This window comes from Mannheimia cairinae (genome assembly GCF_028649535.1).
GTDB classification, from domain to species: Bacteria; Pseudomonadota; Gammaproteobacteria; order Enterobacterales; family Pasteurellaceae; genus Mannheimia; species Mannheimia cairinae.
In genome coordinates this window covers 1-26,975 of sequence record NZ_JAQSJE010000009.1, presented here as the reverse complement: position 1 = coordinate 26,975, position 26,975 = coordinate 1, and the positions used below count along the sequence as shown (strand labels likewise).

Genomic DNA, 26,975 nt, shown 5'->3' with positions numbered 1-26,975 from the left:
CTATTACATTGCTAAGCGACGAATGTCAGATAACACACTATTAATATATGAAATGAATCTTGCACCGTCTGCACCATCAATAACACGGTGGTCAAATGATAGCGAGATTGGTAGCATTAAGCGTGGTGTAAATTCTTTGCCATTCCATACTGGAGCCATTTCAGATTTAGATACACCTAAAATCGCAACTTCTGGAGCATTCACAATCGGAGCAAAGTGAGTCGTACCTAAACCACCTAAGCTAGAAATAGTGAAACAACCACCTTGCATATCTGAAGCTGTTAATTTACCTTCACGTGCTTTTTTCGATACTTCCATTAATTCACGAGAAAGCTCGATAATGCCTTTTTTATTTACATTTTTAAATACAGGAACAACTAAGCCATTTGGTGTATCTACTGCAACACCAATATTGATGTATTTTTTCAATGTTAAACGTTGACCATCTTCTGATAGTGAGCTATTAAAACGTGGATAAGCTTCTAATGCTTTTGCTGCTGCTTTCATAATAAATACAACAGGTGTGATCTTCACATCTAATTTTTGTTTCTCAGCCAGTTTGTTTTGTTCTTTACGGAACTCTTCTAAGTTCGTGATATCTGCACGATCGAAGTGAGTTACGTGAGGAATCATTACCCAGTTACGGTGTAAGTTTGCACCAGAAATTTTATTGATACGTGTTAATTCAACTTCTTCAACTTCACCGAATTTGCTGAAATCAACTTTCGGCCAAGGTAATAAGCCTAAACCAGCACCATTTGCCACACCATTACCAGCGGCTGCTGCTCCGCCTTGTTTTTCAAAGACTTGAACTGCTGTTTTAACGTATGCTTGGATATCTTCTTTAACGATACGACCTTTACGACCAGTACCCTTAACTTTATCTAAGTTTACACCGAATTCACGAGCTAAACGGCGAATCACTGGTGTTGCGTGAGCATATGCAGTTGAAGCGACAACTTGCTCTTGACTTAAACCTGATTGATTTTGAGCTGCTGGAGCTGAAGCCGTTGGAGCTGGAGTTGCTTGTGCAGCAGGAGCCGGTGCTTGTGCTGGAGCTGATGCTGCAGGAGCTGGAGCTGCACCCGCTACTTCAAAACGCATAATTAATGAACCAGTTGATACTTTATCACCTGATTTCACTAAAATTTCTTTAACCACGCCAGCAAATGGAGCTGGAACTTCCATTGATGCTTTATCGCCTTCAACAGTAATTAACGATTGCTCTTCTGAAATAGTATCACCTACCGCAACCATAATTTCGGTTACGTTTACTTCATCGCCACCGATATCTGGAACATTTACATCTTTAATAGAAGCAACTGCTGGTGCTGAAGAGGTTTCGGCTTGAGCAGGGGCTTCAACTGCTGAAGCTGAAGATGCCGTTTCAAATTTCATAATCAACTTGCCAGTTGAAACAGTATCACCAACATTGATTAAGATTTCTTTTACGATACCTGCAACTGGTGCTGGTACTTCCATTGATGCTTTATCGCCTTCAACATTGATAATTGATTGATCAACTTCAACGCTATCGCCAACTTTTACCATAATCTCGGTTACGTTTACCTCATCACCGCCGATATCAGGAACATTTACTTCAACAACTGCTGATGCACTTGGAGCTGCCGGAGCCGCTTCTGCCACTGGTGCAGGAGTCTCTGCTGGAGCTGCATCAGCTGATTCTAAAACAAACATCGGCGAACCAGTTGTTACTTTATCGCCAACTTTCACTAAGATTTCTTTTACAACACCGGCTTCTGGAGAAGGTACTTCCATTGAAGCTTTATCACCTTCCACATTGATGATACTTTGATCAACCGATACTGTATCGCCAACATTCACCATTACCTCGGTTACACTTACTTCATCAGAACCGATATCAGGTACATTAATTTGTTTTGCCATTTTGGTTATCCTTATTGTAAACAGACAAGAATAATTTCTGTCCCCACAAATATATTTAATCTTATAGGGCGAGCTTTACCCGCCCTGTTTTGCAAAATTTTAGAAAAATTTTGCCGCTTGAATTATGCGTATAATGGATTAATACGATCTACATTTAAGCCGAATTTAGTAATTGCATCTGCAACAACTTTAGTCTCTACCGTACCTGCTTTCGCTAATTGTGCTAATGCAGCAACAACAACATAACGCTCATCTACTTCAAAGTGTTCACGTAAGTTTGCACGGCTGTCTGAACGTCCGAAGCCATCTGTACCTAACACGTGATAGTGTTTGCTTGGTACATAAGCACGAATTTGTTCAGCGTAAAGCTTCATATAGTCTGTTGAAGCTACTGTTGGTAAATCAGCTAATACTTGAGCAACGTAAGAAACTCGTGGTGTCTCAGTTGGGTGTAATAGGTTCCAACGATCAACATCAGCACCATCACGGCCTAATTCATTAAATGATGGAGCCGAGAATACATCTGAAGTTACACCATATTCATTTGCAAGAATTTGAGCGGCTTCACGTACGTGACGCATAATTGCACCAGAGCTTAATAATTGAACGTGGCCTTTGCCCTTACCTTCAACGGTTTCAAATTTATATAAACCTTTACGAATACCTTCTTCAGCACCTTCTGGCATAGCCGGTTGGTCTGTGATTTCGTTTAATGTGGTAATGTAGTAGAAAATATCTTCTTGTTTTTCACCATACATACGGTTGATACCATCTTGAACGATAACAGGTACTTCAAATGCAAATGCTGGATCGTAAGTTACACAGTTTGGAATCACTCCTGCTTGGATATGGCTATGACCATCTTCGTGCTGTAAACCTTCACCATTTAATGTTGTACGACCTGATGTACCACCAATCATAAAGCCACGAGCTAATTGGTCACCTGCTAACCACATCATATCGCCTACACGTTGGAAACCAAACATTGAGTAGTAGATGAAGAATGGAATCATCGGTAAGTTATTTACAGAATATGAGTTTGCAGCTGCAAGCCAAGATGCTGTTGCACCTAATTCATTGATACCTTCTTGTAAAACTTGACCATCTTTTGCTTCACGATAATAAGCAACTAAATCACGGTCTGATGGCACATAGTTTTGACCGTGCGGGTTGTAAATACCGATTTGACGGAATAAGCCTTCCATACCGAAAGTACGAGCTTCATCGGCAATAATTGGCACAATTTGTTTACCAATATTTTTATCTTTTAATAAGGTATTTAATACACGAGAGAATGCCATAGTAGTTGAGATACCACGAGGTTGCTCTTCTAACAATGCTTGGAAGTCATTTAATTCTGGTACTTTGAAATCTACAGTAAATTTCGGCTGACGAGCTGGTACATAACCACTTAACGCTTTACGTTGATTATGTAAATAGTTGTACTCTTCTGAGCCTTCAGCAAATTTCACATACTCTAAATTCTCTACTTGCTCATCATTTAATGGCAATTCAAAGTAATCACGGAAACCTTTTAAGCTGTCTAATGACATTTTTTTAGATTGGTGAGCAGTATTTTTACTTTCAGCTTCAGGAATACGATATCCTTTAACTTGGTGAGCAAGAATAACAACCGGTTTATCTGATTTCTGAGCTTTAGCATAAGCAGCATAAAGTTTTTCAGAATCGTGTGCACCACGGCGTAATGCCCAGATTTCATCATCTGTCATATCTGCCACTAATGCTGCAGTTTCTGGGTAACGACCAAAGAAGTGTTCACGTACATAAGCACCATCTTTAGATTTAAAGGTTAAATAGTCACCATCAAGTACTTCCATCATTAATTGGCTTAATTTGCCTGAAGTATCTTTAGCAAATAATTTATCCCAGTTGCTGCCCCATAATACTTTAATTACTTCCCAGCCTGCACCAGTAAATAGAGCTTCTAATTCTTGAACAATTTTACCGTTACCGTGAACAGGGCCATCTAAACGCTGGAGGTTACAGCTAATTGTGAAAATTAAGTTATTTAATTTTTCACGACCTGCAAATGATAATGCACCTTTAGATTCGATTTCATCCATCTCGCCATCGCCTAAGAACGCATAAACTTTTTGAGCAGAAGTATCTTTTAATCCTCGGTTTTCTAAATATTTTAAGAAACGAGCTTGGTAAATTGCATTAACAGGACCTAAACCCATAGATACTGTTGAGAATTGCCAAAATTCTGGCATTAATTTAGGGTGAGGATATGATGATAAGCCATCTGCAAATGCTTCTTGACGGAAGTTATCCATTTGCTCTTCTGTGATACGTCCTTCTAAGAATGCACGACCATACATACCTGGTGCTGCGTGACCTTGGAAGAAAATTAAATCGCCGCCATCTTTTTCTGTTGCTGCTTTAAAGAAGTGGTTAAAACAAACTTCATACATTGTTGCTGCAGATTGGAATGTTGAAATATGTCCACCTAAGTCAAGATCTTTTTTCTGGCCACGTAAAACTGCTGCAATAGCATTCCAACGTACTGCAGAACGAATACGACGTTCGATTTTATGATCACCTGGATATGCTGGTTGTTCTGAAACAGGGATAGTATTTACATAATCAGTAGTCACGCCAGTTGGTAATGATACACCGCCAGCACGTGCTTGGCTGATTACTTGTTCAACGATAAATTGAGCACGCTCTATCCCTTCTTCACGAATTAATGAATCCAGTGATGCTAACCAATCTTGAGTTTCGATTGGATCTACGTCATTTTTCAAGTTCTCTGACATAGTATTCTTCCTTATTTTGATGATTGAAGTAAATAAATAACAAAATTTTAACAAATTTTGTGTGTTTGACGATTTTTAGACCATTTTTTGCCGAAAAAATTTCATATCACACGATTATTTCGACTTCTACTCTCATAGAGGCAATACTAAAAATCATTTTAAAATACATTATCTATTTGATTTTAAACAAGTTTTATTTTATTTATAAAATTTGTTTAAATTTTGTAGATAAATTTGCAGTGCAAGATAACAAAAATAGGGAAATTTGTCTATTTTTGAGAAAAATCAAACTAGCCACCTATTAGATAAATTTTAATGATTGGCATTAGATTTTTTTATCTAAAATAATATTACGAGCTAAATTTTGAATTAATGTTGGGCCTTGATAAATCATTGCTGAATACACTTGTAGCAAACTTGCTCCAGCATTAATTTTTTCTTGCCCACTTTCAACGGAATGGATTCCCCCACTTCCGATAATTGGCAAACGGCCATTTAATTCAGAAGATAGCCTTGAAATAAGCTTTGTGCTCAACATATTTAAAGGCTTGCCACTTAATCCACCTTGCTGTTCGGCATAAGGCATTCCTGCGACTGTTTCACGAGAAAGTGTGGTGTTTCCTGCAATCACACCATCAATTTGATGGCGAACCAAACTATCTGCTACCGAAGCAATTTCTTCATCGGTTAAATCTGGTGCAATTTTTAAAACAAGCGGTTTATATTGGTTAAATTTTTGCGAAAGCTGAGCTTGTTCTTTTTTTAAATTAATCAGTAAGTCATCTAACGCTTCGCCATATTGTAAACTACGCAAATTTTTTGTATTCGGAGAGGAGATATTTACCGTAATATAATCCGCATATTCATACACTTTACGTAAGCAGATTTGATAGTCATCTAAACTATGCTCTATCGGTGTAATGGCATTTTTACCGATATTAATGCCTAATATACCGTCATAGTGAGATTTTTTCACATTCTCTACTAACACATCTACCCCGTCATTATTAAATCCATTACGATTAATGATCCCCTCTGCTTCTAACACTCTAAATTGACGGGGCTTAGGGCTTCCGTCTTGGGCTAGAGGGGTGACAGTCCCTACTTCAATAAAACCAAAACCAAGTTTTGCAAAACCATCTATTGCTTCGCCATTTTTATCCGCTCCTGCCGCCAAACCGATAGGATTTTTAAATTGTAATCCCATTACTTCTGTTGGATTATCAGGAATAGGCAAAATAGAAAATGGTAATTTCCCTGCCAATTTTAAGGCTTGGATAGAAAGTTGGTGAGCGTTTTCTGCATCTAAAGAAAATAAAAATCGACGAATTAAAGAGTACATAGGAGATATTTTACCAGTAGTAATTTAAAAATGGAAAAGCCCAATCTTTCGATCGGGCTTTTAAACTAAATAGATTATGCATCAAACATTGCAGAAATGGATTCTTCATTGCTAATACGGCGAATAGCTTCTGCTAGCATACCTGATAAAGTTAATACACGAACTTTATTTAATGCTTTGATTTCATTTGTTAGAGGAATTGTGTCAGTCACCACAACTTCATCTAACGCAGGGTTTGCCAAATTTTGTGCGGCAGTGCCAGAGAATACTGCGTGTGTTGCATAAGCAAATACTCGACGAGCCCCACGCTCTTTTAATGCTTCCGCTGCTTTTACTAATGTACCGCCAGTATCGATCATATCATCAACTAAAATACAATCACGATCTGCAACATCGCCAATCACGTGCATTACTTGAGAAACATTCGCTTTTGGACGACGTTTATCAATAATCGCCATATCAGTATCATTTAATAACTTAGCCACCGCACGAGCACGTACAACACCACCAATATCTGGAGAAACGACAATCGGATTAACTAAATCTGATTTCTTCAAAATATCATCAATTAATACCGGCGAACCAAATACGTTATCTACTGGCACATCAAAGAAACCTTGAATTTGCTCAGCGTGCAAGTCACAAGTTAATACTCTATCAACACCCACACTTGAAAGGAAGTCCGCTACGACTTTTGCCGTAATAGGAACACGTGCTGAACGAACACGGCGATCTTGACGAGCATAACCAAAGTAAGGAATTACCGCAGTAATACGACCAGCAGATGCACGATGTAATGCATCAACCATTACAATTAATTCCATTAAATTGTCATTTGTTGGTGCACAAGTAGATTGCACGATGAAAATGTCGCCCCCACGCACATTTTCGTTAATTTGTACTTGAATTTCACCATCGCTAAAACGACCAACTATTGCATTACCCAATGATGTATAAAGTTGTTTTGCAATACGATTAGCTAGTTCAGGCGTTGCGTTACCCGCAAACAGTTTAATATCTGACATGGATTGATCCTTAGATTAATGATGGTTAAGTTTGGAATATAACTTTTGATGTAATGGCGAAATATTTTGCCCTTTCGCCATAAAGCCAAAAAGCTGTTTTGGCTTATGTACAAAAACTTTCTCGGCCTCTGCTTTGGTATTAAATTCAGCAAAAATACAAGCTCCCGTGCCTGTTAGCCTAAATCGTGCATATTGTAACAATTCTTGGATAAGATCTTCAACCTCTGAATAGTTTTCTCTCACAACTTTTTCGCAATCGTTTGCCCAGTTGTTATTTAATAACTCTTCTAGACTTCGCTTCGGTGTATTTCTCGGCAAATTTGGAGCATTAAATACCACTGCAGTTGAAATAGAGACATCGGGTTTTAACACCACATACCATTTTTCTGCAGGTTCGCAAGGAGTTAATACTTCTCCTACCCCTTCAGCAAAGGCGGCTGTACCTCGCACAAAAATCGGCACATCCGCCCCAAGTGATAAACCTAATTCGGCTAATACTTCCAAAGAAAGCCCTGTATTCCATAAATGGTTTAATCCAACTAATACTGTTGCCGCATTAGAGGATCCACCGCCAACCCCGCCCCCCATTGGCAAATTTTTAGTGACTGCAATTTTTGCCCCTTTCGTGCAAGCGGTTGTTTTTTGCAGTAATGTTGCAGCTTTATAGATAAGGTTATCTTCAACAGCAACACCTTCAACTTGATTAATTAGTTCAATTTCAGGGCTATCTGTCACTTCAATTTCAATTTCATCACCAAAATCTAAAAATTGAAATAGTGTTTGTAACTCGTGATAACCATCAGCCCGTTTATTCGTAATATATAAAAACAAATTCAGTTTTGCGGGGCTAGGTAAAGTAACCTTATCCATTAATAATCCCATCTTTCAATACGAATTTTTAAGGTTTGGGTACCATTTTCTAGCACAATTAATTTTGGCAGATTTGGCACTCTATCTTCGTGATATTCTACATAGCTTGCTTTCCAAACTACTCCATTAATTGGGTAACTAAATTGTGAGAGCTGACGTTTTTCATTTACAATGTAATTTCCCTCTTTTTCAGGCTGACCTTTTACCCAATAGGCAAATTGATCGATTGGGAAGGAAACTCCGATGATCTCTTGCATAAGTGCATCAACATCTCGATCCGAACGTGAATTACCTTCACTATCTGAAACCGTTAAACCACGTTGCGTGCGTTGTAATCTCATTGATTTTGTAGAAAGATTAGAAGAAAGCTCTAACCCAAAACTTGTTGGTGTGGCATATTGCCAATTAAAATGTGATGAAAAACGTTCTTCTGGCGAGATATACCCAAATTGTCCTCTCGCTTTATACGCTTGAATTTTAGACAACTCTGCTAAATGTTGTTGCCATTGCAGATCAGTATGTGGGATCTCAACTTTAGGTTTTTCAACCTCTGTTGGTGCGTTTAGTATAGAGTTACAACCCGTTAAAACTAACAAGGCACTTAATGATAATAATTGCGTAAATTTTTTCATAATTAAACCTGTACAAGCGGTTGATTTTTTTAGATATTTTTGCAAATTTTACCTAAAATAGAACCGCTTGCAAAATAACCAATAAAAAGGCATATATGAGATACGCCTGCTAATATAATTAAGCTCCAAACTGCAAACTGTGTAGTTGCTTATAGGCACCATCTTGAGCTAATAATTCGCTATGCGAACCACGTTCAATAATATTACCGTGATCAACCACCAAAATCTCATCGGCTTTTTCAATAGTTGATAAGCGGTGAGCAATCACAAGTACGGTGCGATCTTTCTGTAAAGTTTCAAGAGCTGCCTGAATTGCTCGTTCAGACTCGGTATCTAAGGCTGAAGTTGCTTCATCAAGCACTAATACTGGCGAATTTCTTAATAATGCACGAGCAATCGCTAAACGCTGACGCTGGCCACCCGAAAGACTTGCTCCGTTTTCGCCGATAACCGTATCTAAGCCATTATCTAATTTTTCGATAAATTCCATTGTGTGTGCTGCTTTAGCAGCTTCAATAATTTGCTCTCGGCTATATTTATCGGTTGCTGCATAAGCAATATTATTGGCGATAGTATCGTTAAATAGATGAACTTGCTGCGAAACAACTGAGCATTGTTCACGTAAATTTTTAAGTTGGTAATCTTGGATATTAATGCCATCAAGCAAAATTTCGCCTTCATCAATATCATAAAACCGAGTGAGTAAGTTAGCGATTGTCGATTTGCCTGAACCTGAACGTCCAACTAAAGCGACGGTTTTGCCTTTTGGAATAGAAAGAGAAATATTATTTAACGCTTTTTCCTCTTTCCCTTCATAACTAAAACTTACATTTTTAAATTCAACGTTACCTTCTGCTTTTTCAACCGTAACATTGCCTGTATCTTTTTCGGTTTTTAAATCTAAAAACTCAAATAACGTTTGGCACGCAGCCATTCCACGCTGAAATTGTGAATTTACATTTGTTAAGGATTTCAACGGGCGTAACATCGCCATCATTGAAGAAAAGACGACGGTAAATGAACCTGCTGTTAAATTCTCACTCATTACCTCAGGGAATGTGGCAACATATAGCACGGCTGATAATGCAAAAGAAGCAATTAATTGCACCACACCATCAGAAATACCATCTGCAGAAACCACCTTCATTCCTTTGCGACGCATATCATTACTTACACGTTCAAAACGATCTTTTTCAACTTCTTGACCACCAAAGGAAAGCACGACTTTATGCCCTTTTAACATCTGTTCGGTGGTAACCGTTAATTCGCCCATTGAGCTTTGAATATTACGGCTTAACTTACGGAAATATTTAGATACAAAACCGATAAGAACCCCAATGATTGGTGCCATGATAAATAGAACGATTGAAAGCTGCCAACTGGTATAAATCATAACCACAAATAGTGAAATTAAATAAGCTCCTTCTCGCACAATGGTTACTAATGCGTGAGATGAAGAGCTTGCCACCATTTCGGTATCGTAAGTTACTCGAGAAAGTAAACGCCCAGTTGGATTATTATCAAAATAGCTCACGGGCATATACATTAAATGTTGGAAAATATTGCGACGTAAGGTCATCACTACCTTACCAGAAACCCAAGCAAGGCAATAGCTTGCGGTATAGTTGGTAATTCCTCGAATAAGAATAAAGACCACAACTAACACCGCCATTAATTTTAAGAAGTCGTTATTGGCATTACCAAAGCCTTCGTCTAATAATGGCTTAAGCAAATAAATTAGGCTGGAATCTACCAACGCATTAATCACTAATGCAATAGCACCTGCAATTAGCCCTGCTTTAAAAGGACTAATAATCGGCCATAAACGCTTGAAGGTTTTGATGGTCGAAAGATCTTTTTCTTGGATTTTTTGTTCTTGCATAATTTTATATGTTCAGTAAAAAACGTGGCTATTGTACCTTGATTTCAAAAGGTTACCAAATTAAGAGTCTTTGCGTTTGAAATTTAAGCAAAATTAGTAACATAAGGCGACAACAACTTTAAAGATTAAAGGTGCAAAAATAGACGAAAGTACCCCACAAGCAACCAATGCGATAGAACTATAACTCCCTGCTTTCATACTATATTCTAAACTTCTGCCTGTTCCTAAAGCGTGAGAAACTGTTCCCATACTTAAGCCAATAGCATAATGATTACGTATTTTCAGTATGCGTAAAAGCGATAAACCGAATATAGACCCAGTCAGCCCAGCAATCATTACACCAACTGCTGCCACCGCCGCATTTCCATCTACTTCGTGCGAAATTGCTATTGCTATCGGTACTGAAACTGATTTAGGCAACACTGCTGCTAAAATATCTTGGCTTGCACCAAATAGTACAGCAAATCCAACCCCTGTTAATAAAGTAACGACAGATCCAAAAATTAAAATTAATACAATCTCTTTCCATTTTTTACGAATTTTGGGTAATTGTTCATAAAAAGGGAGAGCTAAGGCAACAATAGAAACCCCTAAAAAATTATTGAGTGGAAAATTGCCTTGGTAATATGTCTGATAGGAAATATCAAATAGAATTAAAGAGCTAATCAAAATAGTTAAAGCAATTAAAAATGGATTTAAAAGCGTAATACCTAATTTTTTACTTACTTTTAAACCAATAATAAAAGCGACTAAGGTTAGTAAGGAATAAATATATATCATCTTAACCTCTATTACGGTGAAACAACCATTGTGCAAATAAACCTATCGCAACAAGAGAAACGGTAGTACTTAAAATAGTGGATAATACAAAAGTATCTAAGTTGTGTCGCAATAAATCTAAATGTTCGATTAACTCTGCACAAATTGGCAGAAAAAAGATTGTCATATATCGGGTTAAGGGTCTAGCACCCGGTGTAATCCACTCTACTTTAATAACCCCAATCACTAAACAACTAAATAATAGTAACATTCCCCAAATACTATCCGGCATACCAATCGGCACTAAAAATGCCATCAACTTGCCTAAATAAAGCATTCCAAATAGTAACGCCAATGAAAGGACGATACGAATTGCTTTAAGTAACATTTAATATCCTCAAATAAAAACAAGCGGTTAAATTTCTCAAATTTTTTGCAAAGAAATTCGTTATTTCTCTACTTGCAAAATCTGCTGAAAATCATACCGCTTGTAAATTTAACTTTAAATCATTTTTTCGTTATTTTGCCTGTAAAAAGCGAATAACTTGATCAAGATCTCTCGTTCGCTTAGCTGGCGGTAAACTCTTTAAGAAAGTCTGCCCATAATTTCGCATCACTAAGCGGGAATCGCAGATAATAACCACTCCTCGGTCAGTTACATCTCTAATCAAACGCCCAACACCTTGTTTTAAAGTAATTACCGCTTCTGGAATTTGAATATCATTAAAAGGCTCTCCACCTTGTAATCGGCAATCTTCCATTCGAGCTTTAAGTAGCGGTTCATCAGGCGAAGTAAAAGGCAATTTATCAATAATCACCAACGATAAATCATCGCCTCTGACATCAATCCCTTCCCAGAAACTTTGGGTTGCTACCAAGACGGAATGCTCTTCTTGCACAAATTTTTCTAATAAGCGACTTTTGCTCGTTTCGCCTTGTAACAATACATTTAACGAACTATGTTCACGTAAAAAATCCGCCAAGCCACGCATCATATAATAAGAGGTACAAAGCAGGAAACAACGCCCGTTATTTGCTTCAATCACAGGCATTAACATCTGCCCTAATGCCGTTAAGGTGTGAGCTTTATTGGTATCGGGCAAATAGCGTGGCACACAAAGCAATGATTGATTTTGGTAATCAAAGGGGCTTTGTAGCACTAATTGCTCAGCATTTTCAATACCTAAACGCTGGCAAAAATGATCGAACTTCCCACCAACTTCAAGGGTTGCTGAGGTAAACACCCAACCGATTTGCTGATTTTTCAACTGCTCGCCAAATTTATCCGCCACCGTTAAAGGGGTAATATGCAAACCAAACGAACGCCCATTTGCTTCATACCAATAACAATAGCCCGTAACAGTGGTATCCATCAATTTTTTAAGCTGAATTTTAACCTCCGCCAGTCGCTCAAAAATTTTATCTAAGGTTTCAGAACGACCTAATGATTTTTTCACGACATCACTTAAAAAATCGATATTTTCCGCTACTTTTACTAAACCATCGACCACTTTTTTATCCCGAAACAAATCCCGTAAATTGCCTCGAATTTGCCCTTCTCCGCCCATAAGTAAACGGAAATCTTGCACCACTTTGGTTAAATGATCTGAAGCTTTATCAAGTTGAGCCACATCTTTTAATTCAGTGCGATAAACGATATTGGTATCTTTGCAAATATCGAATAATTGACGGGAAGAAAGGGATTGCCCGAAATATTGGCTGGCGATATCCGGCAGTTGATGAGCTTCATCAAAGATCACTAATTCCGCCTCGGGGATCAGCTCGCCAAAACCTGTTTCTTTCACTGCCATATCGGCACAGAATAGATGATGGTTTACCACCACAACATCGGCTTCCATTGCCTTACGGCGAGCTTGCACCACATAACAATCTTTAAAATGCGGGCAATCTGAGCCTAAACAGCTTTCTGTGGTACTGACTAATTGAGGTAAAATCGGGCTATCTTCTGCAATGGTGATACATTCGCTTAAATCGCCTGTTTTAGTGGAGTTATGCCATTTACTTACTTTTTTAAGATCAGCCAGCACCGACTTATCGCCCAGCACGCCCATCGCCACCACTTGGTCTAACCGTTCCAAGCAGAGATAATTCGCTCGTCCTTTTAGCAAGGCGACTTTGCCTTTATATTTCAAAGCTTTTTGAATGGTTGGTAGATCTCGGTTAAAAAGTTGATCTTGCAGATTTTTTGAGCCTGTCGAAACAATGGTTTTCTTGCCCGAAAGCAATGCCGGCACTAAATAGGCAAAGGTTTTACCCGTCCCCGTTCCAGCTTCAACCACAACAGGATTTGCAAACTTTACCGCTTTTCCAACCGCTTGTGCCATTTCTAATTGTGCGGTTCTTGGGCGAAAGCCTTTAATATTCTGGCTTAATAAGCCATCATCACTAAAAGCGTGGAGAATTTTATCGTCGTATTTCGTCATTTAAAAATAAGCAAGCGGTCGAATTTGCAATCTTTTTTGCAAAAACAACCGCTTGTGAAAAGTTAGAATTTGTTACTCTTTGGGTAATTGTTCTTTGGTGATTTTATTTATCATATAAAGCCAACCAAATAGAAATAAGTTTAGAATTATCAATCCTATTGTTAGGTTCCAGCCTAGTTCCATCACAACACCTCCTTCAGTTGCCGTAATTTACGACCGAGTGTTAAAAAACTATAAATACTCAATATCAATAATGAGGAATTAACTATTTTAATTAACGTTGATTCATTGCCAAAAAGTATAACAGGAATTGCTAAAATCGCAACTTTAGCCACATCGTTCTGAAATATTACTCCCCTCTTTAGTAAAGAGGGGCTGGGGGAGATTTGCCAAAAGAAATTTACGAAGAAATCAATTTAGAAATATGGGTAGAGTAAAACTCAGCTCTTTTTAATCTATACCAATATTTCCATTATAACGTTCAAATCTCCCCTAATCCCTCTTTGCTAAAGAGGGGAACTATGTAGCATAACTTTTAATATATCTACTAATTCCCTAACAATAACCCATCATCACTTAACTGTTCGTGTCGATTTTGTTGGAAAAGTTGTAAAAGATCTGGCACGTCCATTCTTTTACGCTCTTCGCCTGCTACATCAAAAGCGACTTGTCCTTGATGCAACATTACAGTTCTATCGCCATAATCAAGGGCTTGACGCATTGAGTGTGTAACCATCAAGGTGGTTAGTTGTTGTTCTCGCACAATTTTATTGGTCAGTTCCAACACAAAATCGGTAGTTTTCGGATCAAGTGCTGCAGTATGTTCGTCTAACAATAAAATATTTGAGGGTTGAAGGGATGCCATTAACAGGCTAACTGCTTGCCTTTGCCCACCAGATAAACGTCCCATTTGATCAGTTAAGCGGTTTTCTAACCCTAAGCCCAAAAGCGAAAGCTTCTCTTTAAAAAATTCTCGCATTAAACGGTTAATTGCAAAACCAAGCCCACGCTTTCTGCCACGTTGGTAAGCCAATGCCATATTTTCTTCAATAGTTAAACTTTCACAAGTACCTGCCATTGGGTCTTGAAACACCCTTGCTACTTGGTTTGCACGTTGCCAAGTGGTGGTTTTATTCACTTTGTTGCCTTGAATGATAATCTCGCCAGAATCTACACTGCAATCGCCACTAATTGCATTCAGTAGTGTCGATTTCCCTGCTCCGTTACTGCCAATTACTGAAACAAATTCGCCTTGTTCCACTTTTAGAGAAAGCCCACGTAAGACAGAGTTTTCTATTGCTGTGCCTTTATTGAAGGTAATAAATAAGTTACGTACTTCTATCATATTAACCTCTTTTACCGAGCAGTTTTTGCTTAATGCGAGGCACCGCAAGCACAATTACCACCAATAGTGCAGTAATAAGATTTAAGTCTTGTGGCCCAAAACCAATGCCGTTTAATGTATCGTTATTTAACGCTAAGGCGATAAAGAAACGATATAAAACCGAACCGATAATCACCGCAAAGGTCAGCCAAATAATGCGTTTTACCGAGAAAATTGCCTCGCCGATAATTACTGCGGCTAAACCAATTACGATAGTCCCCACACCAATAGAAATATCCACACCGCCGTTACTTTGTACATATAAAGCACCGCCAAGGGCAATTAATGCATTGGAAATCGCCATACCTAAAATCGTCATTTTATTAATGGCAATCCCTTGGGCTTTCGCCATACGGCTGTTTGTGCCAGTTGCTCGTACCGCCAAGCCAATTTGAGTTGCGAAGAATAAATCGAATAAGCCTTTTACCACGACAACCACTAAAAGAGCCATTACTAATCTGACTAATGCAAGTTGCAGATCACTTTCAATCGGCATTACATCGTAAATTGTGGTTTCGCCAAGAATGGCGATATTTGGCATTCCCATAATGCGTAAATTGATGGAATAAAGGGCGATCATCATCAAAATACTGGCAAGTAATTTTTCAATTTTAAAGCCAATATGCAAACTTGCGGTAATTATACCTGCAACTGCACCGGCTAACGCACCGAATAACGTCGCAAGCCAAGGATCAACTTGGTTTAAAATGCAAATCACACAAACCGCCCCCCCTAATGGGAAACTGCCGTCAGCGGTAAGATCGGGGAAATCAAGAATTTTATAAGAGATCAAAACACCTAACGCAACAAGGGCATAAATTAAGCCGAGTTCTAAAGCTCCGATCCAAGTGATATTCGTCAAAAACGAACTCAAGAAGTGAATAATACCGTCCATTTTATTTTTATTTGAATGAATATAGTTTAACTAATTTAGGGGGATGCACTACTATAGTAGTACGATTTAAAATGGCATTTTACGCTATTTTTAAGATAAAATCAGCTAATTATTTGTTATAGTATGTCTCTTCAATTCGTAAAGGACAAAATATGCTTAATGCCGAAATATTATTAACGATTAAACTAAACCAACAACTATTTGCCGATCCTCGCCGAGTGGAACTGCTCCGTCAAATTAAAAAAATTGGTTCTATTAATCAAGCAGCTAAATTAGCGGGCGTCAGTTATAAAACAGCGTGGGATAATATTGATGCGATGAATAAACTTAGCCCCAAACCATTACTTGAACGAAATATTGGCGGCAAACAAGGCGGCGGAACTTGCTTAACGCTCTATGCGGAACGTTTATTACAGCTTTACGAATTACTAAAACAAACACAAGAACGAGCATTTGCAATTTTACACAATGAAGATATTCCACTAGATAATCTCCTAGTGGCTACTGCCTATTCTGCTTTACAGACCAGTGCAAGAAACCAATTTTTTGGCAAAGTCTCTTCTGTTAAACGTGACGGTGTTCACGCTATTATTGGTATTGAGATAGAGGGAATTGATAAAGAAATTATGGCTAAGATAACCCTTAAAAGTTGCGAACGATTAAATTTATCTCTTGGGCGAGAGGTAATGTTAATGATTAAAGCACCTTGGGTTGAGCTGCAGCCATCTAGCTCTGGTGAGAATAATTTTGTAGGAAAAATAAAATCCTTTAATCAACAAAATGGACAAAACGAAATTATCGTGCAAGTTAATAATGTTACATTCTGTGCAACAACATCAGAACATTTCTTGCCCCAAATTAATGATGATATAACAATTCATATTGAACCAGAGCAAATTATTTTAGCAACACTCTAATTCAACATAATTTAGGGCAATATAACAAACTAATTATACTTTTAGTAATAAAGCAACCGCTTCACACGCAATTCCTTCGCTCCGTCCAGTAAAGCCTAATTTTTCTGTCGTGGTCGCTTTCACATTAACTAGTGAAATATCGCATTTTAAATCATCGGCAATCACTTGACGCATTTTATCAATATGCGGACGCATTCTCGGTACTTGGGCGATGATAGTTACATCCACATTCCCCACTTTATAGCCTAATGCTTGCACTTGACGATAAGCCTCAATTAGCAACCCTCGGCTATCGGCATTTTTATATTGCATATCGGTGTCTGGAAATAATTTGCCAATATCACCTAATGCGGCAGCTCCTAATAAGGCATCGGTTAAAGCGTGTAAGGCAACATCGCCATCGCTATGGGCAATAAAACCAGTGTGATAAGGCACTTCAACACCTGCAATAATAAGCGGTCTATCTTCGCCAAAAGCGTGCACATCAAAACCGTGTCCGATACGTATCATATTATTTCTCCAAATGATGGGTAAGGTAAAATTCTGCTAAGGCTAAATCTTCTGGACGAGTAATTTTTAAATTATCACTTCTACCTGCAACCAATTGTGGATGATAGCCACTTAGCTCCATTGCTGAGGCTTCATCGGTTACAACTTGCCCATTCTCAAAAGCAGACTCTAATGCAAAAATTAATTGTTGTGCCGGGAAGAATTGCGGTGTTAAAGCGTGCCATAAAGTTGCTCTATCTTCTGTATGCAAGATTTGAGTTCCTTTGGCTCTTTTCATTGTATCTACCGCAGGTATGGCAAGAATCGCACCTTGTTCGTTATCAACTTGCAAAAGTTTATCTAAATCTGACCGCTTAAGACAAGGGCGAGCAGCATCGTGGACTAATGCCCAAGCATTTTCAACTTTAATTTGTTTAAGGGCATTCAGTACAGAGTCTGCTCGAGTTTCTCCCCCAAACACAAGTTCTACTTTAGGAGATTTTAAAATCTCAAGCTGAGGGTAGAAAGGGTCATCTTTAGCCACTGCCACAATCACTTTTTTAATTTGTGGATGTGCAATAAAAAGGGAAAGTGTATGTTCTAAAATAGTTTTCCCTAATAATTGTAAATACTGCTTCGGCTTTTCTGCTTGCATTCGGCTACCAACACCTGAGGCTGGAATTATAGCGATAATCTGTCTGGTCATTTTATTCTTTCTTTTTATTTAGATCTCGGCACAATTCGGTAAAACACTTCATTTTCTTTTACCATTTCACGCTCAAGCCTGGCCCGCTCTTCTAAAGCATCTACACCATTTTTCAAATCTTGAATTTCAGCTTCAATTAATTTATTTCGAGCTGCTAATTTCATATTTTCCGCTTTTAAAGCAGCTACTTCCTCTTGTACTTCTTGATAATCACTCCAGCCATTTTTTCCAAACCAAAAACTGTATTGAAAATAGCCGAGCAATAATGCAAACAAAATAATCAATAAACGCATTTATATTCTCTTATGTAAATTTATCGTCATTACAAAACCGCTTAATTTTACCCTGAATTTGCAAAAATTCCTAAAAATCTTACCGCTTGTCAGTTAAATTTCACTTAAAAGCATCTAAAGCAAGCCATAAAATTTGACATAAAACAAATTAATTTAGAAATTTTTACTTTTTTTAGGAGCAAAATTTCAAAAATTTGAAGTATGTAACATTTTTTTTTTTTTATTTCCGTATAATGGCACCAGTGTTAATTTTATAACTATTATGAGGTAACCATTATGTTAAATCGTATTGAACAAGAACTTGCAGACTTAGGTATTACTAATGTAAAAGAAATCGTTCGTAATCCTAGCTATGAGCAACTGTTTGAAGAAGAGATGAATTCAGATCTTCAAGGTTATGAAAAAGGAGTTTTAACCAATTTAGGTGCGGTAGCCGTAGATACAGGAATTTTTACGGGCCGTTCACCAAAAGATAAATATATCGTTTTAGACGAAACAACTAAAGACACTGTTTGGTGGACATCAGAGGCAGCAAAAAACGACAATAAGCCGATGAATCAATCAACTTGGCAGAGTTTAAAAAATTTAGTGACTAATGAACTTTCAAACAAACGCTTATTTATTATTGATGCGTTCTGTGGTGCAAGTGCCGAACATCGTTTATCTGTGCGTATTGTAACAGAAGTAGCTTGGCAAGCACACTTTGTAAAAAATATGTTTATTCGCCCAACAGAAGCAGAATTGAAAGATTTCAAACCTGATTTTGTAGTAATGAACGGTTCTAAAGTAACTAACCCAGATTGGAAAGAACAAGGTTTAAATTCTGAAAATTTTGTTGCATTTAATGTGACTGAAGGTGTGCAATTAATTGGTGGTACTTGGTACGGCGGTGAGATGAAAAAAGGTTTATTCTCAATGATGAACTACTTCTTACCACTTAAAGGTATTGCTTCAATGCACTGCTCTGCAAACGTAGGTGAAGAAGGCGATGTTGCGGTATTCTTCGGTTTATCTGGTACTGGTAAAACGACATTATCAACAGATCCAAAACGTAAATTAATTGGGGATGATGAACACGGTTGGGATGAAAATGGTGTATTCAACTACGAAGGTGGTTGCTATGCGAAAACAATCAACCTTTCTGAAGAGAATGAGCCAGATATTTACCGTGCAATTCGCCGTGATGCATTATTAGAAAACGTGGTTGTTCGTGAAGATGGTACTATCGATTTTGATGATAAATCAAAAACAGAAAATACTCGTGTTTCTTACCCAATTCATCATATTGATAATATTGCGGTACCATCAAAAGCAGGTCACGCTAAAAAAGTAATTTTCTTAACCGCTGACGCATTTGGTGTATTACCACCTGTATCAAAATTAACGCCTGAACAAACTAAATACTATTTCTTATCAGGCTTTACTGCGAAATTAGCTGGTACAGAACGTGGTATTACTGAACCAACACCAACATTCTCTGCGTGTTTCGGTGCAGCATTCTTATCATTACACCCAACACAATATGCTGAAGTGTTAGTAAAACGTATGGAAGCTGCAGGTGCTGAAGCTTACTTAGTCAATACTGGTTGGAACGGTACTGGTAAACGTATCTCAATCAAAGATACTCGTGGTATTATTGATGCAATCTTAGATGGTTCTATTGATAATGCAGAAATGGGTAAATTACCAATCTTTGATTTAGCAATTCCAGCTGCATTACCAGGTGTTGATACGGCTATTTTAGATCCTCGTAACACTTACGAAGACAAATCACAATGGCAAGCAAAAGCAGAAGACTTAGCGGGCAGATTTGTGAAAAACTTTGAAAAATATGCAACCAACGATGAAGGTAAAGCATTAATTGCAGCTGGTCCGAAGTTATAATTAACATAAATCAGCTATAATTAAATCATATCACTATTAAGGAGTAAACCTGATTAGGTTTACTCCTTTTACATAAAGGAGAGAATATAAAAGTGACTACCTTTCAACTCAAGCTCAAAGCCAAAGATGAGCTTACACCACACCCAACCGCACAATATTGGCGAAAATGCCAAGTAGAAGAATTATTTGATATGCCTTTTATGGATCTAATATTTAAAGCAGCACAAATTCATCGTGAGAATTTTGAACCAAATGCTATTCAACTTTCAACGCTACTATCAATAAAAACCGGGGGCTGTGCTGAAGATTGTGAATATTGCCCCCAATCTGCTCGTTATGATACAGGGGTAGAAAAGCAAACAATGCTGGATATTGAGGAAATTATTGCAAAAGCCCAAATAGCAAAAGCAAGAGGTGCTAGCCGATTCTGTATGGGAGCAGCTTGGCGAGGACCAAAACCTAAAGACATCAAAGTCGTCTCTGAAATAGTTAATGCGGTAAAATCTCTTGGTTTAGAAACTTGTGGCACATTTGGTATGCTTGAGGATGGTATGGCGGAAGAATTAAAAGCAGCTGGCTTAGATTACTACAACCATAATTTAGATACAGATCCTGAACGTTATAATAAAATTATCCATACCCGCAGCCACGATGACAGAATGGATACCCTTGGAAAAGTACGTAATGCTGGATTAAAAGTTTGTTGCGGCGGTATTGTTGGTATGAATGAAACCAGGCCTGAACGTGCAGGGCTGATTGCCAGCTTAGCCAATTTAGATCCCCAACCCGAAAGTGTACCAATTAATCAGCTTATTAAAGTGGAAGGTACTCCTCTTGCGAATGCTGAAGATATAGATTGGACAGAGTTTGTTCGCACCATTGCGGTAGCCCGTATTACAATGCCAAAAAGTTTTGTTCGCCTTTCTGCCGGCAGAACTGCAATGCCAGAAGCGATGCAAGCACTTTGCTTTATGGCTGGAGCCAATTCGATTTTTTATGGCGATAAACTTCTTACCACAGAAAACCCAGAAGAAGATTACGACCGTAAGTTGATGGATAAGCTCAATTTGTATCCTTTACAATATCAATGTAATTAAAATCGATTAGAACGTTAGGTTACTTAATCTAAAACCTTAACAACCCCTAATATTTTTTAGGGTTAATTTTTATTTTAATAAAAAGGCAGAATCAATAAAATACTGATCCTGCCTTTTCATCTATTAAATCCGCTCTTTTTCTTTTATCTCATTTTTAGAAAACACTGTATTTTTTACTGATGTAAGTAATTCTTGGCGAATAGCCGAAATTTTCGGTTTTTCATTGGCTTGGAAAGCAATAGGTCGGCAAAATTCCATTGCTTTAATCCCCAATCTTGCGGTTAGTAAGCCCACACCAATACCCTGTGCAGCACGCAAAGAAAGTTTAGCCGTGAGATTTTGCGAGAAGAAATCCATACCAACATCAGTTGCAATTTCTGTTGCCCCAGCAAACACCATATTGTTTAAAACCATTTTAAACAGTTTTAAACGGCTGATATAACCTAACTCCATACCATAAGCTCGGGTAATTTTATTTACCAAAGCAATATTTCTTGCTGCCATTAGCAATACATCTACAATCGCCAAAGGGCTAACCGCCACAATTACCGCATTCTCTGCCGCATTGCGAGAGATCATCTGTTTAACTTGTTTATCAATCGGTTTTAATACATTTTCACTAAACAGATACAGCACCTCTTTAGCGTTATAGGCATCATTTAGTTGGCTTTTCCAGCGTTGTTGAGATTGCTCGACAGAGGGCAGATTAGTTAGATTATTTGCAATATTTTCACAAAATTTAACCGCTTGTTCGCCATCATTAGAGGGTAAATTTTCCAATAATAATTGGTTGCTCATTTGCTGGTTTTGTTGGTGCTTTCTTAAATAGACTAATTTTCGCCATTCAGAAATTACCGCTCCCACACCTGCTAAGCTGAAAATAAAAAAGACTATTGAGAAGGCAAAATAAATCCACTCTTTTTGCTCGAATGTGTTGATTAACCATTGCACGCTTTGGGTGATAACCGCAACACCAAATAACACTAAGGTGGCAAGTAGTACTCTTACCCAAAATCGAGAAGGTTTAAGGCTTTCTTCAATAATAAGTTCTGCCTCTACTTCTTTAATTTCTTCTTCGACAACCACTTCATTTAAATCAAATTCTTGTTTTGGCTCAAATGTTTGGGAAGAAGTTTGCTCTTCTTCATTAAAAATTTGTTTTTTCATCTTTTTCTACCGCCTTTTCAATATGTGCTTTTAGACCATCATATCCGTGTTCGGTTTTCAATATTTCAAATAATTCAACCGCTTGCGGATACTCTTTATCAAGATAACGCAACCATTGCTTAATGCGAGCCACGTGGTAAAAGCCGGTGTCTTGTTTATTTTCCATATTTACATATTGGAATAACAATTTAAGCACCTCATTCCACGTCATTTTAGGGGCATTGTATTTTACCACTTTGCTTAAATTTGGTGTATTTAATGCTCCTCGCCCGATCATCAATGAATGACAAGCGGTTCTTTTTTGGCAATTTTTTGCAGATTCAAAATCCCAGATTTCGCCATTGGCGATCACAGGAATGGTTAGCCGTTTTTGAATTTCGCCAATCGCTTGCCAGTTGATGCGTTCGGCTCGATAGCCGTCCATTTTGGTTCTGCCGTGTACCGTAATTTCATTTGCACCGCCTTGAGCAACTGCATCAGCAATTTCAAAACATTGTTCGGCAGAATCCCAGCCAAGACGCACTTTTACCGAAACAATTTGTGAAGTTGGCACTGCCTCTCGCATTGCTTTTGTAGCTTGGTAAATCAGTTCCGGCTCTTTTAATAACGATGCCCCGCCATTGCTCCCGTTTACCGTTTTGGAAGGACAACCGCAGTTTAGATCCACACCGTGCGATCCTAATTCAACCGCCAAAGCCGCATTTTCCGCTAACCATTGTGGATGTTGTCCTAAAATCTGTACTCGCACAGGTGTGCCAGAATCGGTTAACCCGCCTTGTGCTAATTCGGGGCATAAGCGGTAAAAGGCTTTTTTAGGCAACTTCTGCTCCACCACTCGCACAAATTCAGAAATGCAGAGATCGTAATCATTTACTGAAGTTAAGAGGTTGCGGACGAAAGGATCTAACACTCCTTGCATTGGGGCAAGAATAACGTTTGGAATTGTGTTCATTAACTAAAATATTGAATACGAGCGGTCTTTTTTTGCGAATTTTTTGCTAAAAACGGCCGCTTGTAAGGGTTAAAAATGTTTGTCTCGCATACACAGATCAGGGCGAACAATAAGGTAGATAATCAATGCCGTTAAAGCCCCTAACGTGTCTGCCAGCATATCTTTTTGAGCGTCCCAAATATCGCCTTGCGAGCCTAAAAACTCAATGCCTGCATCACCACCTTCAATCACCGCATATTGCCATTCGATAATTTCATAAGCAGCCGCCACTGACATAATAAAAAATAGCGAGAAGAAAAAGGCAACGCCCATTCCGCATTTACGTTTACGCAGCAACCATTCTGCCATTGGATAGCTATAAAAGCCGATAATATAGTGAGCGACACGGTCAAAATGGTTGCGGTCTTCACCTAAAAATGGGGTTAAAAACTGATTTGCCCATTCAAAAGGCACATTTGCAAAGGTATATTTGGCTCCGATTAAGTGCATAATCAGCCATAACGACATAAAGAAATAGGCTAAGCCACTAAATTGGAATTTAGGGTAAGTTGCAATTAATACTGCAAATACCGCAAAAATAGGCAACACTTCTGCATACCAAACCGCTCTGTCAGTAGGGTTTAAGCCAGACCAAATCGCAATAGCCGTAATCACAATCGCTAAAAATAGCGGAATGATATGAGAACGAGAGTCCATTATTTCCAACCTTTTACTTTACAAATTAAATCATAAGCAGATTGAATTTGTTGTGCCTTCTCTTTGGCTAATTCCATCATTTCATCTGGTAAACCTTTGGCTGCCAGTTTATCTGGATGATGTTCATTCATTAATTTACGGTAAGCACGTTTTACCGTATTTTGATCGTCTTGAGCTGTTACGCCTAACACCGTATAAGCGGCATCAATGCTTGGTTTTGCCGGCTGTTGATAATTGCCATAACCACCTTGAGATTGTTGATAACCACCTGTATGTTGCTGATAAAATCCACCTGCACGGAACTGTTGAGCGGCGATGATCATCGAAAGCATTTGTTCAAACTGGAAACGAGACATTCCCATTGTTTCTGCAATCGCGAAAAGAATACGTTGCTCATTTGCATCTAATTCGCCATCTTGCAGTGCAGCTTGCATTTGCACTTCTACAAAAAAGCGTAATAAATCGGCCCGCTGCCCACAGGCTTCTCTAAATTCTTGGATCACTTGGCGTAGCGGGAAATCCGCATCTTTACCTAAAGAAAAGGCATTTTGAGCCATTTTTTGAGTGGCACTATCAAGCTTTAAACGAGCCATTAATGCTCTGGCTAATTCAATATCGGCTTCTGTTACACGGCCTTTAGCCTTTGCGATATGCCCTAGCACCGCAAATGTGGTTTTTGTAAATAGTAATTGGCGGGTTAAATTCTTACCAAAAATACTTGAACGAACAGAACCTAATTCATACAACTTTTTATCTGCTAAATGCCCAATAAAAGCACCTAATAAACCACCAAATAAACCGTGAAATATCTGATAACCTAAAATAAAACCAACTATTTTCCCAATAAATTGCATTTTCTATCCTTTTATATAAAGCAAACTTAAATAGTTTAACAAAGTTTACAGCAAAGATTAATTAATTCGTTTTAACTGCCTTTTTGTAAGTAAAAACATCCACCAACCTGAGATAAAAATAATTATATACCCGAAGACACTCCAAGCATCTGGGTATTGTTCAAAAAACATAATACCTAACATAGCACTAAATAAAACAGATGCATAACTATAAATTGAAACATCTTTTGCCGCAGCGTATTTATAGGCAGTTGTAACACAAAATTGTCCTAACGTAGCTGAGAGGCCAGCCAATATTAAATAGATTATTTGTCGCTAGGTTAAGGGTATGTAATTAATAATGACGAATGGTAGTAATATCAAGGTTGAAAATGCAGAAAAAAAGAAAACTATTGTATTTGGAGACTCAACTTCTGCTGTTTTAGAGAGTAATCTTAAGCACAAATAAGCAACTGCCGCAAAAAATGCACCAATAAGCCCTATCAGATAGGGAATAAATTTAAGTTCAAAGGCTGGTTTAATGATAAAAATGGCTCCAACAAATGCAACTAAGCATAATAAATACTGCAACAAAGAAGCTTTTTCTTTAAGGAAGATAGCAGAAAGTATAATCAAGATAAATGAAGTGAGTTTTCCTATCATATCGACATCGCTTAATACAAGATGATCGATAATATAAACACCACATAAAATACCTAATAAACCACTAATTGAACGGGCTATTAATAGAGGGCGATTTGCAGCCATTCCCCAAAATCGCTCTTTATTTTTCCAAACTATACAACCACTAATTAACGCAGTAATTGCATTTCGAAAAATAGCTTTTTCTGCTAGTGGTAACTCTCCTGAAAGCCTCATAAATAGAGCCATTAGAGCAAAGCCTAATGCAGATAATAAAATACAAAGAATTGCTTTAAGCAAAGGGGAAAAAGAGTGCCAAAAAGTCATTATGCTAAAGAACTATAAAAATGAAGCTCTGATATTTTGAAACAAAAATCAGAGCTTAAATAGTGTAATGAGTATAGGAATTAAATATATTCTACACCTACGATGTCAAATTCAACTTTTCCGCCAGGTGTTGTGATACTGACAGAATCATCAACCTCTTTGCCAACTAAACCACGAGCGATAGGCGAATTAACAGAAATCAACCCTTCTTTTATATTAGCTTCATCGTCGCCTACAATGCGGTAAGTTACCTCTTCATCCGTATCTACATTAACAAGCTCAACGGTTGCACCAAAAATTACTTTTCCGTTATTTGTCATTTTGGTAACGTCAATAATTTGTGCATTGCCTAATTTGCCTTCAATTTCTTGGATACGACCTTCGCAGAAACCTTGCTGTTCACGAGCTGCGTGATATTCTGCATTCTCTTTTAAATCGCCGTGTTCACGAGCTTCTGCAATCGCATCAATAATTTGCGGGCGACGCACGTTTTTTAAAAAATCCAATTCTTCACGTAGCTGCTCTGCACCACGCACAGTCATAGGAATTTGTTTCATTAAATAGTTTTCCTTACTAAAAATTATCGGTTTACGAATTAAATTGAAAGGGCTATTATTCATTTTCTAATTAAAAATTTCAACTCCCCTTTACTTATGATTTTTAAAAACTTTACTCGCACTTTTTTCTCTAAATTTATCTTATCTATCTTACTTCTTCCAAACATTACCCAAGCAGAAATTAATACCGAAGCACTTCTAAAACATCTACCAGCTGGTGCTTCAGCCAGTTTTATTGCCAAAAATTTAGAGACGAATCAAATTATCACGCACTATCAAAGCGATGTATTTATGCTACCGGCTAGTACCCAAAAAATCTTTACTGCCCTAGCTGCAAAATTAGCCCTTAGCGATGATTTTCGCTTTCAAACCGCACTACTCACAAATGGTGCTATTGAAAATGGCATTTTAAAAGGCGATTTAATCGCACGCTTTACTGGCGATCCTGAACTTACAAGCGGTCAAATTTACCTACTGTAGCGAGCCAAAAAAAC

Annotated in this window: 23 protein-coding genes and 2 pseudogenes; 4 read left to right on the top strand and 21 right to left on the bottom strand. The window is 37.9% G+C overall.

Annotation, left to right across the window (positions count from 1 at the left end; genetic code table 11):
- Nucleotides 1–3 precede the first annotated feature (3 nt).
- The 12 genes from aceF to PTQ27_RS08955 form a co-directional block, all read right to left on the bottom strand.
- On the bottom strand, nucleotides 4–1,908 hold the full coding sequence (gene aceF, locus PTQ27_RS09010) for a pyruvate dehydrogenase complex dihydrolipoyllysine-residue acetyltransferase (RefSeq protein ID WP_273749013.1): 1,905 nt from the start codon (nucleotides 1,906–1,908) through the stop codon (nucleotides 4–6).
- Between the two features lie 122 nt (nucleotides 1,909–2,030).
- Nucleotides 2,031–4,688: a pyruvate dehydrogenase (acetyl-transferring), homodimeric type gene (aceE, locus tag PTQ27_RS09005; protein ID WP_273749014.1), complete on the bottom strand. Its 2,658-nt coding sequence runs from the start codon at nucleotides 4,686–4,688 to the stop codon at nucleotides 2,031–2,033.
- A gap of 325 nt (nucleotides 4,689–5,013) precedes the next feature.
- The gene (pyrD, locus tag PTQ27_RS09000; protein ID WP_273749015.1) at nucleotides 5,014–6,030 is read right to left on the bottom strand and encodes a quinone-dependent dihydroorotate dehydrogenase; all 1,017 of its coding nucleotides are present in this window, start codon (nucleotides 6,028–6,030) and stop codon (nucleotides 5,014–5,016) included.
- Between the two features lie 74 nt (nucleotides 6,031–6,104).
- Entirely contained in the window at nucleotides 6,105–7,055 is a 951-nt protein-coding gene (locus tag PTQ27_RS08995; protein WP_273749016.1) for a ribose-phosphate pyrophosphokinase, read from the bottom strand.
- 15 nt (nucleotides 7,056–7,070) lie between these two features.
- Nucleotides 7,071–7,937 (bottom strand): 4-(cytidine 5'-diphospho)-2-C-methyl-D-erythritol kinase, encoded by an 867-nt coding sequence (gene ispE / locus PTQ27_RS08990; protein WP_273749017.1) that lies wholly within the window; start codon nucleotides 7,935–7,937, stop codon nucleotides 7,071–7,073.
- Entirely contained in the window at nucleotides 7,925–8,557 is a 633-nt protein-coding gene (gene lolB, locus PTQ27_RS08985) for a lipoprotein insertase outer membrane protein LolB (RefSeq protein WP_273749018.1), read from the bottom strand. Before lolB ends, ispE begins: the two co-directional genes overlap by 13 nt.
- Before the next feature lie 118 nt (nucleotides 8,558–8,675).
- A complete protein-coding gene (msbA, locus tag PTQ27_RS08980) occupies nucleotides 8,676–10,439 on the bottom strand; it encodes a lipid A ABC transporter ATP-binding protein/permease MsbA (RefSeq protein WP_273749019.1) in 1,764 nt (587 codons plus the stop codon).
- Nucleotides 10,440–10,532: 93 nt separating this feature from the next.
- Nucleotides 10,533–11,219 carry an LrgB family protein gene (locus PTQ27_RS08975; protein ID WP_273749020.1) on the bottom strand — a complete coding sequence of 229 codons (687 nt, stop codon included), beginning with the start codon at nucleotides 11,217–11,219 and terminating at the stop codon, nucleotides 10,533–10,535.
- A 1-nt stretch (nucleotide 11,220) separates the two neighbouring features.
- A complete protein-coding gene (locus PTQ27_RS08970) occupies nucleotides 11,221–11,586 on the bottom strand; it encodes a CidA/LrgA family protein (protein ID WP_273749021.1) in 366 nt (121 codons plus the stop codon).
- Between the two features lie 130 nt (nucleotides 11,587–11,716).
- Entirely contained in the window at nucleotides 11,717–13,642 is a 1,926-nt protein-coding gene (yoaA, locus tag PTQ27_RS08965) for a DNA repair helicase YoaA (RefSeq protein WP_273749022.1), read from the bottom strand.
- A gap of 547 nt (nucleotides 13,643–14,189) precedes the next feature.
- Nucleotides 14,190–14,987 carry an ABC transporter ATP-binding protein gene (locus PTQ27_RS08960; protein WP_273749023.1) on the bottom strand — a complete coding sequence of 266 codons (798 nt, stop codon included), beginning with the start codon at nucleotides 14,985–14,987 and terminating at the stop codon, nucleotides 14,190–14,192.
- A 1-nt stretch (nucleotide 14,988) separates the two neighbouring features.
- A complete protein-coding gene (locus PTQ27_RS08955) occupies nucleotides 14,989–15,921 on the bottom strand; it encodes an ABC transporter permease (RefSeq protein WP_273749024.1) in 933 nt (310 codons plus the stop codon).
- Between the two features lie 152 nt (nucleotides 15,922–16,073).
- On the opposite strand from PTQ27_RS08955, the gene PTQ27_RS08950 reads away from it, so the two are divergent.
- Nucleotides 16,074–16,838, top strand: a complete 765-nt coding sequence (locus PTQ27_RS08950) for a TOBE domain-containing protein (RefSeq protein WP_273749025.1) — start codon at nucleotides 16,074–16,076, stop codon at nucleotides 16,836–16,838.
- 33 nt (nucleotides 16,839–16,871) lie between these two features.
- Here PTQ27_RS08950 and ispF read toward each other — a convergent pair whose 3' ends face one another.
- The 3 genes from ispF to ftsB are packed head-to-tail and all read right to left on the bottom strand — an operon-like array spanning nucleotide 16,872 to nucleotide 18,326.
- The gene (gene ispF, locus PTQ27_RS08945) at nucleotides 16,872–17,348 is read right to left on the bottom strand and encodes a 2-C-methyl-D-erythritol 2,4-cyclodiphosphate synthase (RefSeq protein ID WP_273749026.1); all 477 of its coding nucleotides are present in this window, start codon (nucleotides 17,346–17,348) and stop codon (nucleotides 16,872–16,874) included.
- Between the two features lies 1 nt (nucleotide 17,349).
- Nucleotides 17,350–18,033: a 2-C-methyl-D-erythritol 4-phosphate cytidylyltransferase gene (ispD, locus tag PTQ27_RS08940; protein ID WP_273749027.1), complete on the bottom strand. Its 684-nt coding sequence runs from the start codon at nucleotides 18,031–18,033 to the stop codon at nucleotides 17,350–17,352.
- Nucleotides 18,034–18,047: 14 nt separating this feature from the next.
- Nucleotides 18,048–18,326, bottom strand: coding sequence for a cell division protein FtsB (gene ftsB, locus PTQ27_RS08935; RefSeq protein ID WP_273749028.1), 279 nt, complete (start codon nucleotides 18,324–18,326; stop codon nucleotides 18,048–18,050).
- 276 nt (nucleotides 18,327–18,602) lie between these two features.
- Between ftsB and pckA the strand changes: the two genes are divergently transcribed.
- Both pckA and bioB read left to right on the top strand, forming a co-directional pair.
- Nucleotides 18,603–20,210: a phosphoenolpyruvate carboxykinase (ATP) gene (pckA, locus tag PTQ27_RS08930; protein WP_273749029.1), complete on the top strand. Its 1,608-nt coding sequence runs from the start codon at nucleotides 18,603–18,605 to the stop codon at nucleotides 20,208–20,210.
- A gap of 92 nt (nucleotides 20,211–20,302) precedes the next feature.
- Complete coding sequence (gene bioB, locus PTQ27_RS08925) at nucleotides 20,303–21,307, top strand: biotin synthase BioB (RefSeq protein WP_273749030.1); 1,005 nt, start codon at nucleotides 20,303–20,305, stop codon at nucleotides 21,305–21,307.
- Between the two features lie 123 nt (nucleotides 21,308–21,430).
- On the opposite strand, the gene PTQ27_RS08920 is transcribed toward bioB, so the two are convergent.
- The 6 genes and pseudogenes from PTQ27_RS08920 to greA all read right to left on the bottom strand — a co-directional run bounded on the left by PTQ27_RS08920 (nucleotide 21,431) and on the right by greA (nucleotide 26,481).
- Nucleotides 21,431–22,474, bottom strand: coding sequence for a YcjF family protein (locus tag PTQ27_RS08920; RefSeq protein ID WP_273749031.1), 1,044 nt, complete (start codon nucleotides 22,472–22,474; stop codon nucleotides 21,431–21,433).
- On the bottom strand, nucleotides 22,455–23,426 hold the full coding sequence (dusC, locus tag PTQ27_RS08915; RefSeq protein ID WP_273749032.1) for a tRNA dihydrouridine(16) synthase DusC: 972 nt from the start codon (nucleotides 23,424–23,426) through the stop codon (nucleotides 22,455–22,457). Before dusC ends, PTQ27_RS08920 begins: the two co-directional genes overlap by 20 nt.
- 69 nt (nucleotides 23,427–23,495) lie before the next feature.
- Nucleotides 23,496–24,122 (bottom strand): DUF2238 domain-containing protein, encoded by a 627-nt coding sequence (locus tag PTQ27_RS08910; RefSeq protein ID WP_273749033.1) that lies wholly within the window; start codon nucleotides 24,120–24,122, stop codon nucleotides 23,496–23,498.
- Nucleotides 24,122–24,976, bottom strand: a complete 855-nt coding sequence (gene djlA / locus PTQ27_RS08905) for a co-chaperone DjlA (RefSeq protein ID WP_273749034.1) — start codon at nucleotides 24,974–24,976, stop codon at nucleotides 24,122–24,124. The genes PTQ27_RS08910 and djlA overlap by 1 nt, the downstream gene beginning before the upstream one ends.
- A gap of 57 nt (nucleotides 24,977–25,033) precedes the next feature.
- Nucleotides 25,034–25,924: pseudogene (locus PTQ27_RS08895) on the bottom strand (DMT family transporter).
- 80 nt (nucleotides 25,925–26,004) lie between these two features.
- Entirely contained in the window at nucleotides 26,005–26,481 is a 477-nt protein-coding gene (gene greA, locus PTQ27_RS08890) for a transcription elongation factor GreA (protein ID WP_273749037.1), read from the bottom strand.
- A gap of 96 nt (nucleotides 26,482–26,577) precedes the next feature.
- On the opposite strand from greA, the pseudogene PTQ27_RS08885 reads away from it, so the two are divergent.
- Nucleotides 26,578–26,958 (top strand): annotated as a pseudogene (locus tag PTQ27_RS08885) (D-alanyl-D-alanine carboxypeptidase); the annotation flags it as partial.
- Nucleotides 26,959–26,975 lie beyond the last annotated feature (17 nt).